Source organism: Citrobacter sp. RHBSTW-00671, assembly GCF_014103415.1.
GTDB lineage: Bacteria > Pseudomonadota > Gammaproteobacteria > Enterobacterales > Enterobacteriaceae > Citrobacter.
The window spans coordinates 1400225-1413726 of the sequence record NZ_JABXPR010000001.1 but is presented as its reverse complement, the minus strand read 5'-3'; the positions used below and the strand labels follow the sequence as shown (position 1 = coordinate 1413726).

Genomic DNA, 13502 nt, shown 5'->3' with positions numbered 1-13502 from the left:
TGCATCACTGTTACATTACTTTTCAGGATTGTCTTAATTCCAGGCAATCAGCTATATTTAATCGCATTATAAAATGTTAACTTTCAAATAGTTAACCAATAACCGTTATGAATGCTAGTGTAACCGATTACACTAATGTGATGTGATTCGCATTTTTTTACCCCGTACTCACCTACCCTTAACATCAACAAAACTAGTTACCCAACCGGAGGGCATCATGCCTGACTATAAAAAAGCGGGGCGTTCCAACAAAGCCATGACATTCTTTGTCTGCTTCCTTGCCGCCCTGGCAGGATTACTTTTTGGCCTGGATATCGGTGTTATTGCGGGTGCTTTACCTTTCATCACCGATGAGTTCCAAATTACTGCACACACTCAGGAATGGGTGGTAAGCTCCATGATGTTTGGTGCAGCTGTCGGCGCTGTCGGTAGCGGCTGGCTCTCCTTCAAACTGGGTCGTAAAAAAAGCCTGATGATCGGCGCCATCCTGTTTGTTGCCGGTTCGCTGTTCTCCGCCGCGGCGCCAAACGTGGAAGTACTGCTGGTTTCTCGCGTACTGCTGGGTCTGGCTGTCGGCGTTGCGTCTTACACCGCGCCGTTGTACCTGTCTGAAATCGCGCCGGAAAAAATTCGCGGCAGCATGATCTCCATGTATCAGCTAATGATCACCATCGGGATCCTTGGTGCCTATCTGTCCGATACCGCGTTTAGCTACAGCGGCGCATGGCGCTGGATGCTGGGCGTGATCATCATCCCGGCGTTGTTACTGCTGGTTGGCGTTATCTTCCTGCCAGACAGCCCGCGCTGGTTCGCGGCTAAACGTCGCTTTGTCGATGCCGAGCGCGTCCTGTTGCGTCTGCGTGATACCAGTGCAGAAGCTAAGCGCGAGCTGGATGAGATTCGTGAAAGCCTGCAGGTAAAACAGAGTGGCTGGGCGCTGTTTAAAGAAAACAGCAACTTCCGTCGCGCGGTGTTCCTGGGCGTACTGTTACAGGTGATGCAGCAGTTCACTGGGATGAACGTCATCATGTACTACGCGCCAAAAATCTTTGAACTGGCGGGTTATACCAATACCACTGAACAGATGTGGGGGACCGTTATTGTCGGTCTGACTAACGTGCTGGCAACCTTTATCGCCATTGGCCTGGTTGACCGTTGGGGACGTAAACCTACGCTGATCCTCGGCTTTATCGTGATGGCCGTCGGTATGGGCGTACTGGGGACAATGATGCACGTGGGTATTCACTCGGCAGCCGCTCAATACTTCGCGGTGCTGATGCTGCTGATGTTTATTGTTGGTTTCGCCATGAGCGCCGGTCCGCTGATTTGGGTACTGTGCTCTGAAATTCAGCCGCTGAAAGGCCGCGATTTCGGTATCACCTGCTCTACCGCAACCAACTGGATAGCCAACATGATTGTCGGCGCAACCTTCCTGACGATGCTGAACTCGCTGGGCAGCGCCAACACCTTCTGGGTCTACGGTGGCCTGAACGTACTGTTCATCTTCCTGACCCTGTGGCTGATTCCGGAAACCAAAAACGTCTCTTTGGAACACATCGAACGTAACCTGATGAAAGGTCGTAAACTGCGCGAAATTGGCGCACACGACTAATCACCAAAGGCTTCCTCCCCAGCGGAGGAAGCCTTCCTCTTGCAGTCCCTTCCCTGTCGCACTATCCTCTGGCGTTATGAAAACCTCCCGTCTTCCCATCGCTATCCAGCAAGCCGTTATGCGCAGCCTGCGGGAAAAACTCGCACAGGCCAATCTCAAGCTCGAGCGTAATTATCCGGAACCTAAGCTGGTGTACCAACAGCGCGGCACCGCTGCAGGCACCGCGTGGTTACAAACCTACGAAATCCGCCTCAATCCGGTACTGTTGACGGAGAATGTCGACGCATTCGTGAATGAGGTGGTTCCACATGAACTGGCACACTTGCTGGTGTGGAAGCACTTTGGCCGCGTGCCACCGCATGGCAAAGAGTGGAAATGGATGATGGAAAGCGTGCTGGGCGTCCCGGCCCGACGCACGCATCAGTTTGAACTGCAATCGGTGCAGCGCAAAACCTTTACCTACCGCTGTAAGTGTCAGGAGCACCAACTGACCGTCCGTCGACATAACCGTGTTGTACGCGGTGAGGCCACCTACCGCTGCGTCCACTGCGGTGAGCCGCTGATTGCAGAATAATCTTCAGAATTATCAGGAACTTTTCTGATCTAACTGATTGCATACAGGAACAACTTTCGCTACGTTGCGGGCTCGTTTTGACACGGAGTTCGTGATGTACCGTAATCTTTCTTTTGCAGCGGCCCTGTTAGCCGCTGCGTTTTCAGGTCCGGTTTTAGCCGAAGGCATCAACAGTTTTTCTCAGGCAAAAGCGGCAGGCGTCAAAGTTAACGCCGATGCGCCGGGCGATTTCTATTGTGGCTGTAAAATTAACTGGCAAGGCAAAAAAGGGGTCGTGGACCTCGAGTCCTGCGGCTATAAAGTACGAAAAAATGAAAACCGCGCCAGCCGAATTGAGTGGGAACACGTGGTTCCGGCATGGCAATTTGGCCATCAGCGCCAGTGCTGGCAGGACGGAGGGCGTAAAAACTGCGCCAAAGATCCGGTCTATCGCAAGATGGAAAGCGATATGCATAACCTGCAGCCGGCAGTAGGTGAAGTCAATGGCGATCGCGCAAACTTCATGTACAGCCAGTGGAACGGCGGCGAAGGCCAATATGGACAGTGCGCCATGAAAGTCGACTTCAAAGAGAAAGTTGCCGAGCCGCCAGCCCGCGCCCGTGGCGCTATTGCACGCACCTACTTTTACATGCGTGACCAGTACGACCTGACGCTCTCCCGCCAACAAACCCAGCTTTTTAACGCCTGGAATAAGCAGTATCCGGTGACCGACTGGGAGTGTGAACGTGATGAACGTATTGCAAAGATACAGGGTAACCATAACCCATATGTGCAACGCGCTTGCCAGGCGCAAAAGAGCTAACCTACACTAGCGTCAATATTTTTAACCATGCCCTGGCCTTTAATAGCTCAGGGCCATGACGCGGATGTTTAACTATGCGCATTCCCCGCATTTATCACCCTGAACCAATCACTTCCGGTAGCCAAATTTCACTGTGTGAGGATGCCGCCAATCATATTGGTCGCGTACTGCGTATGGGACCCGGCCAGGCGCTACAGCTATTTGACGGCAGCAATCAGGTATTTGACGCCGAAATCACCCATGCCAGTAAGAAAAGCGTGGACGTGAAGGTACTTAACGCCGAGCTCGACGATCGTGAATCACCGTTGCATATCCATCTTGGACAAGTCATGTCACGTGGCGAAAAAATGGAATTCACTATCCAAAAATCGATCGAACTGGGTGTAAGCCTCATTACGCCACTTTTTTCTGAGCGCTGCGGCGTTAAACTGGACAGTGAACGCCTGAACAAGAAGCTCCAGCAGTGGCAGAAGATCGCCATTGCCGCCTGCGAACAGTGCGGTCGTAACCGGGTACCTGAAATTCGCCCGGCAATGGATCTGGAAACATGGTGCGCCGAACAAGACGAAGGGTTGAAGCTGAACCTGCACCCGCGCGCCAGCGCCAGCATTAACACACTGCCGCTACCCGTAGAGCGTATCCGCTTGCTGATTGGCCCGGAAGGTGGGCTGTCGGCAGATGAAATTGCCATGACCGCACGTTATCAGTTTACTGATATCCTGTTAGGACCTCGCGTTCTGCGTACAGAGACAACTGCGCTCACCGCCATTACCGCGCTTCAGGTGCGTTTTGGCGATCTGGGCTAAGGCATAAACGGAGAAGAACATGATTAAGCTCGGCATCGTGATGGACCCCATCGCAAGCATCAACATCAAGAAAGATTCCAGCTTTGCTATGCTGCTGGAAGCACAACGTCGTGGTTATGAACTTCACTATATGGAGATGGCCGATCTTTATCTGGAAAACGGGGAAGCCCGCGCCCGTACGCGTACTCTGAGCGTCGAGCAGAACTACGACAAATGGTATGAGTTCAACAACGAACAGGATCTCCCGCTGGCAGACCTGGACGTCATCCTGATGCGTAAGGACCCCCCGTTTGATACTGAGTTCATCTACGCAACCTACATTCTGGAACGTGCAGAAGAACAAGGGACGCTGATCGTTAACAAGCCGCAGAGTCTGCGCGATTGTAACGAAAAGCTGTTCACCGCCTGGTTCGCCGACCTGACACCGGAAACGCTGGTCACGCGTAACAAGGCACAGCTGAAAGCCTTCTGGCAAAAGCACAACGACATTATTCTCAAACCGCTGGACGGTATGGGCGGCGCATCTATCTTCCGCGTGAAGGAAGGCGATCCGAACCTCGGCGTGATTGCCGAAACGTTGACCGAGCACGGCACCCGCTACTGCATGGCGCAGAACTATCTGCCCGCAATTAAAGACGGCGACAAGCGTGTCCTGGTCGTCGATGGCGAACCTGTACCGTATTGCCTGGCGCGCATTCCGCAGGGTGGAGAAACCCGAGGCAACCTGGCTGCCGGTGGTCGTGGCGAACCGCGTCCATTAACCGACAGCGACTGGGAAATTGCCCGTCGCATTGGACCAACGCTGAAAGCCAAAGGTCTGATCTTTGTCGGTCTGGATATCATTGGCGATCGCCTGACGGAAATTAACGTCACCAGCCCAACCTGTATTCGTGAAATCGAAGCGGAATTCCCGGTCTCTATTACCGGAATGCTGATGGATGCCATCGAGGCGCGTCTCCAGAAGTAAATACGTTGCCGGATAGCGGCGCCTTCGCGTCTTATCCGGCCTGGAATTGCACCCCGTAGGCCGGATAAAGCGCAACCGTCATCCGGCAACGCTATTTTCAGAGGGTGACATCTTCTCGCTTTGCCCACATACTGGGCGCTGTTGCTTTTTTGAACCAGGAAACAGAACCTCTGACAATGAATTTACAGCATCACTTTCTGATTGCCATGCCTGCTCTCCAGGATCCTATTTTCCGCCGCGCCGTGGTGTACATCTGTGAACATAATGAGAACGGTGCGATGGGGATTATCGTCAATAAACCCCTGGAAAACCTACAGATTGAAGGGATTCTGGAAAAACTGAAGATCACGCCTGAAGGACGCGATCCGTCCATCCGTCTGGATAAAGCAGTGATGCTTGGCGGCCCGTTGGCGGAAGACCGCGGATTTATTCTGCATACCCCGCCCGCCCGTTTTGCATCCAGTATCTTAATTTCCGATAACACTATCATCACGACATCCCGCGATGTTTTAGAAACCTTAGGCACCCAGGAACAACCGTCCGAAGTGCTGGTCGCATTAGGTTATTCATCCTGGGAAAAGGGCCAGCTTGAACAAGAACTGTTGGATAACGCCTGGCTCACCGCCCCCGCCGATCTCAATATTTTGTTTAAAACACCGATCGCCGATCGCTGGCGCGACGCTGCAAAACTTATCGGCATAGATATTTTGACCATGCCTGGCGTGGCGGGACATGCATAATGAGCGAAACGTTACTCTCATTTGATTTTGGAACCAAAAGCATTGGTGTGGCGATTGGTCAACGAATTACCGGCACAGCCAGACCCCTGCCTGCAATCAAAGCGCAGGACGGTACGCCGGACTGGAATTTGATTGAACGCCTGCTAAAAGAGTGGCAACCAGATGAAATCATCGTCGGCCTGCCACTCAATATGGATGGTACTGAGCAACCCCTGACCGCACGCGCACGCAAATTTGCCAACCGCATTCATGGTCGTTTCGGTGTCACCGTGACATTGCATGACGAACGGCTAAGTACCGTCGAAGCCCGCTCCGGCCTGTTTGAACAGGGTGGATACCGTGCGCTGAATAAAGGCAAAGTAGACTCCGCGTCAGCCGTTGTGATCCTCGAAAGCTATTTCGAACAGGGCTACTAAAGCCGTCCCTGCGCCTGTCGCTGTTGATAGCTTTGAGCAAATGTCTGCATACCTGATTGCTGCCCGGTTTGTATCACGCCGGGTAGCTGGTGGTTCTTCCCTTCGCGGATCAGGTTGCCAACGGCGGGTGTATTAACGAGCAGTTCAAATAACGCCACCCGTCCGCCCTGCTTATCTTCTTCCAGTTTCTGTGAAAGCACTGCCCGCAGGCTATCCGCCAGTTGATTACGCACGGGATCTTTCTCTGATGCCGCAAAAGTGTCTACCAGCCGCACAATGGCTTGTGCAGCCCCACGCGTGTGTAGCGTTGCCAGCACCAGATGCCCCGTCTCCGCCGCCGTTAACGCCAGCCGGATGGTTTCTACGTCGCGCAGCTCGCCCAGCAAAATGACGTCGGGATCTTCACGTAGCGCGCCGCGTAAACCGGCGGCAAAAGAAGTGCAGTGTACGCCGACCTCTCTCTGCTGGATCAGACTGCGCTGGCTGGTATAACGGTACTCAATGGGATCTTCCAACGTCAGTATATGCCCCCCAACATGTTGATTAAGGTGCTCCACCATCGCAGCCAATGTGGTCGACTTGCCGCTACCCGTGGCTCCCGTAACCAGAATTAACCCATTTTCACTGCGCAGCAGGTCAGGAATGAGCGCGGGTGTCTGGAGTTCGTCTAACTGAGGGCAGGCAAGCGGCAACAATCTCAGTGCCAGCGAAACGCCCTGCTGGTGAGTGAATGCGCTGGCGCGTAAACGCCGGGAATCTGCCAGCGCAACAGCAAAATCAATTTGCCCCTGCTCACGCCACTGTACCTGCTGTTGATCATTGAGCCAGTACATCAGCAGTGTCTCTACGTCCGGCGTAGCAAATGGCGCGATTTCGACCTTTCCGCGTATGCGCCAACGCGCAGGCCATGCATTGCACAGGTGTAGATCCGACACGTTATGCTTTACACTAAGGGCCACTATTTCTTCCATATTCATATGAACATCCTCGGAAAATGAACGATATCGCGCATAACCTGGCACATGTCCGGGACAAAATCTCAGCCGCCGCGACGCGTTGCGGGCGGTCTTCAGAAGAAGTTACGTTGCTTGCAGTCAGTAAAACCAAACCTGCGAGCGCCATCGAAGAAGCCATCGTTGCAGGGCAGCGCGCCTTTGGCGAAAACTATGTTCAGGAAGGCGTGGATAAGATCCGCTACTTCAAAGAAAGCGGTATTGAAGGTCTGCAGTGGCACTTTATCGGCCCGCTACAGTCCAACAAAAGCCGTCTGGTGGCTGAACATTTTGACTGGTGTCATACAATCGACCGTCTGCGTATCGCGGCTCGCCTGAGCGAACAACGCCCGGCCGATCTGCCACCGCTGAATGTACTGATTCAGATAAATATCAGCGATGAGAACAGCAAGTCAGGTATTCCGCTGGCTGAGCTTGATGCGCTGGCCGCCGACGTCGCCGCACTACCACGTATAACCCTACGTGGGCTGATGGCGATCCCGGCGCCAGAGTCAGATTATGTAAGGCAGTTTGAAGTTGCCCAGCAAATGGCTGTAGCATTTGCCGGGTTGAAAACACGCTACCCAGATATCGACACCCTCTCACTGGGGATGTCTGATGATATGGATGCCGCCATCGCGGCGGGTAGCACGATGGTGCGCATTGGCACTGCCATTTTTGGTGCTCGTGATTACACAAAAAATTAAGGAAAACTAAGGAACACCATGAATACGTTGACCTTCCTGCTCTCAACGGTAATTGAGCTGTATACCATGGCGCTGCTATTGCGTGTGTGGATGCAGTGGTCTCGCTGCGATTTTTACAACCCGTTCTCACAGTTTATTGTGAAAATCACCCAGCCCATTATTGGGCCATTACGCCGCATCATTCCCCCGATGGGGCCGATCGACAGCGCATCGGCATTGGTTGCGCTGGTTCTCAGCTTTATCAAAGCCATCGTGCTGTTTAAGGTGGTGACGTTCCAGCCGATCATCTGGATCGCCGCCGTGCTGATCGTCCTGAAAACCATTGGATTGCTGATTTTCTGGGTGCTTTTAGTGATGGCAATCATGAGCTGGGTCAGTCAGGGCCGCAGCCCTGTGGAATACGTGCTGATTCAACTGGCAGACCCGCTGCTGCGCCCTATCCGTCGCATACTTCCAGGCATGGGCGGAATTGACTTCTCCCCAATGATTCTGGTGCTGCTGCTCTATGTCATTAACATGGGGATCGCAGAGGTATTACAGGCGACAGGCAATATGTTGCTGCCGGGGCTGTGGATGGCGCTATGAGTGCCGTGACACCCTGCGATGACGGTCTGGTTTTACGGCTCTACATTCAGCCGAAAGCCAGCCGTGACAGTATTGTGGGCTTACATGGCGACGAGCTAAAAGTCGCCATTACTGCCCCGCCGGTCGACGGGCAAGCGAACAGCCATCTGGTGAAGTTTCTCGGTAAACAGTTCCGCGTAGCGAAAAGCCAGATCGTCATTGAGAAGGGCGAGCTTGGCCGTCATAAACAGGTTAAAATCATTCATCCGCAACAGATCCCGCCAGCAATAGCGGCGCTAACTGATTAGGTATCCCATGCAAAAAGTTGTCCTCGCGACCGGCAATGCCGGTAAAGTGCGTGAACTCGCCTCTCTTCTGAGCGATTTCGGCCTTGATGTCGTTGCCCAAACGGATCTGGGCGTTGATTCCGCTGAAGAAACCGGCCTGACGTTTATTGAAAATGCCATTCTGAAAGCGCGCCATGCCGCGCAAATTACCGGGCTTCCTGCTATTGCTGATGATTCCGGCCTGGCAGTAGACGTGCTGGGCGGCGCACCAGGTATCTATTCAGCACGCTATTCTGGTGAAGATGCGACTGACAGGCAGAACCTGGAAAAGTTGCTGCATACTTTGCAGGATGTGCCCGACGAGAAGCGCCAGGCGCAATTCCACTGCGTACTGGTTTATCTGCGCCACGCAGATGATCCGACCCCCATTGTTTGCCACGGAAGCTGGCCGGGTGTAATCACCCGCGAACCTGCCGGTAGCGGTGGTTTTGGCTACGATCCTATCTTCTTTGTGCCGTCTGAAGGAAAAACCGCGGCAGAACTGACCCGTGAAGAAAAAAGTGCGATTTCTCACCGCGGACAGGCGCTGAAGCTGCTGCTGGATGCCCTGCGTAATGGTTAAGCTTCCACCGCTAAGTCTGTATATTCACATCCCGTGGTGCGTGCAGAAATGCCCCTACTGTGATTTCAACTCGCATGCGTTGAAGGGCGAAGTCCCACATGACTACTATGTGCAACATCTGCTGAGCGATCTGGATACCGAGGTAGCCCACGCTCAGGGACGTGAAATAAAGACGATCTTTATTGGTGGCGGTACGCCGAGCCTGCTCTCTGGCCCGGCGATGCAAACGCTGCTCGACGGCGTGCGTGCGCGCCTGAATCTGGCGGCAGATGCAGAAATCACGATGGAAGCGAACCCCGGGACGGTGGAAGCCGATCGCTTCGTCGATTATCAACGCGCCGGGGTCAACCGGATATCTATTGGCGTACAGAGCTTTAGCTCCGCCAAGCTCGAACGTCTGGGACGTATCCACGGACCGGAAGAAGCCAAACGAGCAGCACACCTGGCGAGTGGTCTGGGGCTACGCAGCTTTAACCTTGATCTGATGCACGGTCTGCCGGATCAAACGCTGGAAGAGGCGCTGGGCGATTTACAGCAAGCTATCGCGCTGAATCCGCCGCATCTCTCCTGGTATCAACTGACGATTGAACCCAACACGCTGTTCGGATCTCGTCCTCCCGTATTACCAGACGATGACGCGCTGTGGGATATTTTTGAACAAGGCCACCAGTTGCTGACCGCTGCCGGATATCAACAGTATGAGACCTCAGCTTATGCAAAACCGGGCTATCAATGTCAGCACAACCTGAACTACTGGCGCTTTGGTGACTATCTTGGCATTGGCTGCGGCGCACACGGTAAAGTCACCTTCCCGGACGGGCGCATCCTGCGCACCACCAAAACGCGGCATCCACGCGGCTATATGCAAGGGCGTTATCTCGAAAGCCAGCGTGATGTTGCTGAAGCCGATAAGCCGTTCGAATTCTTTATGAATCGTTTCCGGCTGCTGGAAGCCGCGCCACGCGCTGAATTCACGCAGTACACCGGGCTTCGCGAAGAGGTTATTCGTCAACAGATTGAAGAGGCTATTGCGCAGGGCTATTTGAGCGAGTGCGATGAGTACTGGCAGATTACCCAGCACGGTAAGCTGTTTTTAAACTCACTGCTGGAGCTGTTTCTGGCGGAGTAATACGCTTACGATGTAGCCGGATAAGGCCTTGAGCCGTATCCGGCAAATTGCCTGATGACGCTACGCTTATCAGGCCTACAGGGTTAGGGCGATAAGCGCAGCCATCTTCAGCCATTAATACTGATTAAACATTTCCTGAATCTGCTTAGGATCTTTGGTTTCGGTCAGCGCCAGCTGCAGCAGAACACGCGCTTTTTGCGGGTTCAGCGAGCCTGAAGCCACAAACCCGTATTTCGCATCATCCACTTCCGCATCCTGGGTAGTTGCCCCCGTCGGTACACGGGATGAACGTACGACTACCGTACCTTTATGCGCGGCAGTTGCCAGCGTATCAAAAATGGTTTTATACAGGTTGCCGTTACCGACACCCGCACTGACGATCCCGGCGTAACCGGCATCAACCAGCGCTTTTGCCGGCAGGTCAGAAGCATTCGCGTAGTTGTAAACAATCCCCACTTTCGGCAGCTCGGTCAGCTTAGAAACATCAAACGGAGTCGATGTGGTGTGCTTACGCGCAGGCGTACGCTGGTAGTCGATTTTTCCGTTATGGATATAACCCAGCGGGCCATAGTTAACGGATTTGAAGGTAGCGACATCGGTGGTATTGGTTTTGGTCACGTCGCGACCATCCATAACGGTGTCGTTCATCACCACCAGCACACCGCGGTTAGCAGAGGCTTTATCTGCGGCGGTTACCACTGCGTTATACAGGTTGAACGGGCCATCGGCGCTCATACCCGTAGACGGACGCATTGCGCCGACCAGTACCACCGGCTTGTTGCACTTGACGGTCAGGTCGAGGAAATAGGCGGTTTCTTCCATGGTATCCGTACCATGCGTTACCACGAAGCCGTCGGTTTTATCACACTCGGTATTAATCTTTTTCGCCAGCGTTAACCAGACTTCGTCATTCATATCCTGGGAGCCGATATTCACTACCTGCTCACCTTTCACGACCGCAATGTCTTTCAGCTGAGGCACTGCATCTACCAGGTTTTCTACACCAACTTTACCCGCCGTGTAGTTAGATTTTGTCGCGGAATCACCGCCACCAGCAATCGTCCCACCAGTCGCTAAAATGGTGATATTGGGTAATGCCAGCGCTGCACCGCTGAAACCCATAACCAGTGCTGCCAGTGCCGTTTTTCTGAAAAACTCCATGTTATTTCTCCAGTTACTTGAATTTGCTGCATTATGTCCATCCCACAGATGAATAATGTGACGCAATCCAATTAACCAGATTTATATCTCCATCAAATTGTCATTCTTAGAGATGGATATCAAAAAAGAAGATAAACACAAAATAAAATGGCACAGAAATGTTTCTGTGCCGTTAAAAAGAGGTGAAGATTATTTCAGAGTGCTAACCAGCGTTTTACGATCGTTTTCCAGCGTCACGACGCGGGCGCAAACATCTTTGCCAAACTGCTGGAAGTCTTGTTCCTGATTCTTCCACTCATTCTGAATTGACGTTTGCAAACCGCCCAGACTACCAAGCACACCCTGCAGCGGATTGCCGCCGCCTTTGAGCACGGCTTTAGCGCCCATTTCGTTAATGCTATCCTGCAAAATGCCGCCCATCGCCTGATTGACCAGCTGTTGGCCATCAGCACGCACCTGATCGATTGCCTTATAATGGAAGGTCAGGCCGTCTGTACGGTGCTCGATGATACGATTCATCTGCTCTTTCAATTGCGCATCAAGCTTGGTTAAGCGGCCGCGCATATTGCTGCTTTCACCCACTTCTTTGGCGATGATTTTATCCAGCGCCACGCGTCCTTTTTCCACGCGCGCTCTGGCTCCCTCATCAATCCATGGCAGACTGCTTCGCAATGCCGCCTGATAATCTTTTGCCTGCTCACGCTGTGCAGCATTCAGGGTGTACTGTTTGCCGTTGAAGGTGACGTTGCCAGCCGGCGTGATAACCAGATCGCCGTTTTCGCCTTTCACCTGCACCGTTTGCGGGCTCAAAATCACATCGTCACGCGGGGTGACGCTGCACTGGTAATCTGCATGTGCGGCCATCGCCGTGAACGTGAGGACTGCCGCCAGCAGCGTTTTGCGCATCATATCTATCCCTCAATACAAATCGGGCCGGCATTTGCCGACCCTGTGCTACTTAGTCCCACCAAACATCGAAAAGTTCGCTGGTGCGCACTTCTTCAAGTTTGTGCTCTTCCAGCCACTTACGGACAATCGCCTGATGCTCTTCGGTGCATTTGCCGATTTCCTGCAGGCAGATCAGACCTTCCCAGGCCAGATAGCCGCTGCCGTCAAAAGCCAGCTTGTTCGGCTCAATCACTTCCTCAATAAAGTCATCAACGATTTTATCGACCTGCTCGCCCGATGTACCTTCCGGGAAACGCCATGCAACCGAAAATCCGACTTCCTGGAATTCGTCGATGTGCATTTTTTTACGCAAACGACGGCTACGGTTCTTTGCCATTATTTCACCCTCTCGAACATTAAGTCCCATACGCCGTGGCCAAGACGATGACCACGTTGTTCAAATTTGGTTACCGGGCGCGATTGTGGGCGCGGTACATAATCGTTACTCTCTGACTGGTTTTTATACCCGTCAATGGAGGACATCACTTCCAGCATGTGCTCCGCATAGGCTTCCCAGTCGGTCGCCATATGGAACACGCCGCCCAGCTTCAGCTTGCTTAAGATATGCTCAGCAAACGGTACCTGAACGATACGGCGTTTATTATGACGTGCTTTATGCCACGGGTCAGGGAAAAACAGCTGAACCATAGATAAAGAATTGTCAGGAATCATTTTATGCAGGACTTCAACGGCATCATGGCACATGACGCGCAGGTTCTCGACGCCCTCTTCATGGGCTGAAGCCAGACACGCGCCAACGCCCGGCGAGTGAACCTCAATGCCGAGGAAATTTTGTTCCGGGCACGCTTTCGCCATCGCTACCAGCGAAGCGCCCATACCAAAACCAATTTCCAGCGTCACTGGCGCATCGCGACCAAACAGCGTTGTGAAATCCAAGGGCTCTTCGCTGAACTCAACGCCCATCACCGGCCAGTAGTTTTCCAGCGCGTGTTCCTGCCCTTTCGTCAGTCGCCCCTGGCGACGAACAAAACTACGAATCCGGCGCAAAGGGCGGCCGTTTTCATCAAATTCCGGTGAAATGACGTCGTTCTTCATAAAAGTTTAGTCTGCTGTGTTTGAGTTCCGAAAACGGGCATTATCCAAAGTTAGTTGCCGGATGCAAGTAAAGGAAGAAAGTGAGCAGCGGAAAGTTCCGGTTTACACCCCGTTGCCTC

At 53.0% G+C, this 13502-nt stretch carries 17 protein-coding genes; 12 read left to right on the top strand and 5 right to left on the bottom strand.

What is annotated here, in order from left to right:
- The first annotated feature begins 217 nt into the window (after positions 1-217).
- From galP to ruvX, 7 genes are all read left to right on the top strand, one after another.
- A complete protein-coding gene (gene galP, locus HV261_RS06785) occupies positions 218-1612 on the top strand; it encodes a galactose/proton symporter (RefSeq protein ID WP_137382622.1) in 1395 nt (464 codons plus the stop codon).
- A gap of 76 nt (positions 1613-1688) precedes the next feature.
- A complete protein-coding gene (locus HV261_RS06780; RefSeq protein WP_202037798.1) occupies positions 1689-2186 on the top strand; it encodes a SprT family zinc-dependent metalloprotease in 498 nt (165 codons plus the stop codon).
- 94 nt (positions 2187-2280) lie between these two features.
- The gene (gene endA / locus HV261_RS06775) at positions 2281-2988 is read left to right on the top strand and encodes a deoxyribonuclease I (protein WP_202037797.1); all 708 of its coding nucleotides are present in this window, start codon (positions 2281-2283) and stop codon (positions 2986-2988) included.
- A 74-nt stretch (positions 2989-3062) separates the two neighbouring features.
- Positions 3063-3794, top strand: coding sequence for a 16S rRNA (uracil(1498)-N(3))-methyltransferase (gene rsmE, locus HV261_RS06770; RefSeq protein WP_202037796.1), 732 nt, complete (start codon positions 3063-3065; stop codon positions 3792-3794).
- 19 nt (positions 3795-3813) lie between these two features.
- Positions 3814-4761, top strand: a complete 948-nt coding sequence (gene gshB / locus HV261_RS06765) for a glutathione synthase (RefSeq protein ID WP_202037795.1) — start codon at positions 3814-3816, stop codon at positions 4759-4761.
- Positions 4762-4937: 176 nt separating this feature from the next.
- Positions 4938-5501, top strand: coding sequence for a YqgE/AlgH family protein (locus tag HV261_RS06760; protein ID WP_170974365.1), 564 nt, complete (start codon positions 4938-4940; stop codon positions 5499-5501).
- On the top strand, positions 5501-5917 hold the full coding sequence (gene ruvX / locus HV261_RS06755) for a Holliday junction resolvase RuvX (RefSeq protein WP_182269195.1): 417 nt from the start codon (positions 5501-5503) through the stop codon (positions 5915-5917). Before HV261_RS06760 ends, ruvX begins: the two co-directional genes overlap by 1 nt.
- Here ruvX and HV261_RS06750 read toward each other — a convergent pair.
- Entirely contained in the window at positions 5914-6894 is a 981-nt protein-coding gene (locus HV261_RS06750) for a type IV pilus twitching motility protein PilT (RefSeq protein WP_202037794.1), read from the bottom strand. The two genes, ruvX and HV261_RS06750, sit on opposite strands and share 4 nt — an antisense overlap.
- Before the next feature lie 17 nt (positions 6895-6911).
- Between HV261_RS06750 and HV261_RS06745 the strand changes: the two genes are divergently transcribed.
- The 5 genes from HV261_RS06745 to hemW are packed head-to-tail and all read left to right on the top strand — an operon-like array spanning position 6912 to position 10218.
- Complete coding sequence (locus tag HV261_RS06745; RefSeq protein ID WP_202037793.1) at positions 6912-7616, top strand: YggS family pyridoxal phosphate-dependent enzyme; 705 nt, start codon at positions 6912-6914, stop codon at positions 7614-7616.
- An 18-nt stretch (positions 7617-7634) separates the two neighbouring features.
- Positions 7635-8201, top strand: coding sequence for a YggT family protein (locus tag HV261_RS06740; protein WP_003825417.1), 567 nt, complete (start codon positions 7635-7637; stop codon positions 8199-8201).
- Positions 8198-8488: a DUF167 family protein YggU gene (gene yggU / locus HV261_RS06735; protein WP_202037792.1), complete on the top strand. Its 291-nt coding sequence runs from the start codon at positions 8198-8200 to the stop codon at positions 8486-8488. The genes HV261_RS06740 and yggU overlap by 4 nt, the downstream gene beginning before the upstream one ends.
- A gap of 7 nt (positions 8489-8495) precedes the next feature.
- Positions 8496-9089: an XTP/dITP diphosphatase gene (locus HV261_RS06730; RefSeq protein ID WP_202037791.1), complete on the top strand. Its 594-nt coding sequence runs from the start codon at positions 8496-8498 to the stop codon at positions 9087-9089.
- Positions 9082-10218 (top strand): radical SAM family heme chaperone HemW, encoded by a 1137-nt coding sequence (hemW, locus tag HV261_RS06725; protein WP_202037790.1) that lies wholly within the window; start codon positions 9082-9084, stop codon positions 10216-10218. Before HV261_RS06730 ends, hemW begins: the two co-directional genes overlap by 8 nt.
- 114 nt (positions 10219-10332) lie before the next feature.
- Here the strand turns inward: hemW and ansB are convergent, their stop codons facing one another.
- The 4 genes from ansB to trmB form a co-directional block, all read right to left on the bottom strand.
- On the bottom strand, positions 10333-11379 hold the full coding sequence (ansB, locus tag HV261_RS06720) for an L-asparaginase 2 (RefSeq protein ID WP_040232083.1): 1047 nt from the start codon (positions 11377-11379) through the stop codon (positions 10333-10335).
- A 189-nt stretch (positions 11380-11568) separates the two neighbouring features.
- Positions 11569-12288 carry a YggN family protein gene (locus HV261_RS06715; protein ID WP_202037789.1) on the bottom strand — a complete coding sequence of 240 codons (720 nt, stop codon included), beginning with the start codon at positions 12286-12288 and terminating at the stop codon, positions 11569-11571.
- A gap of 49 nt (positions 12289-12337) precedes the next feature.
- Positions 12338-12664 carry a YggL family protein gene (locus HV261_RS06710; protein ID WP_202037788.1) on the bottom strand — a complete coding sequence of 109 codons (327 nt, stop codon included), beginning with the start codon at positions 12662-12664 and terminating at the stop codon, positions 12338-12340.
- On the bottom strand, positions 12664-13383 hold the full coding sequence (gene trmB / locus HV261_RS06705; protein ID WP_202037787.1) for a tRNA (guanosine(46)-N7)-methyltransferase TrmB: 720 nt from the start codon (positions 13381-13383) through the stop codon (positions 12664-12666). Before trmB ends, HV261_RS06710 begins: the two co-directional genes overlap by 1 nt.
- Between the last annotated feature and the right edge of the window lie 119 nt (positions 13384-13502).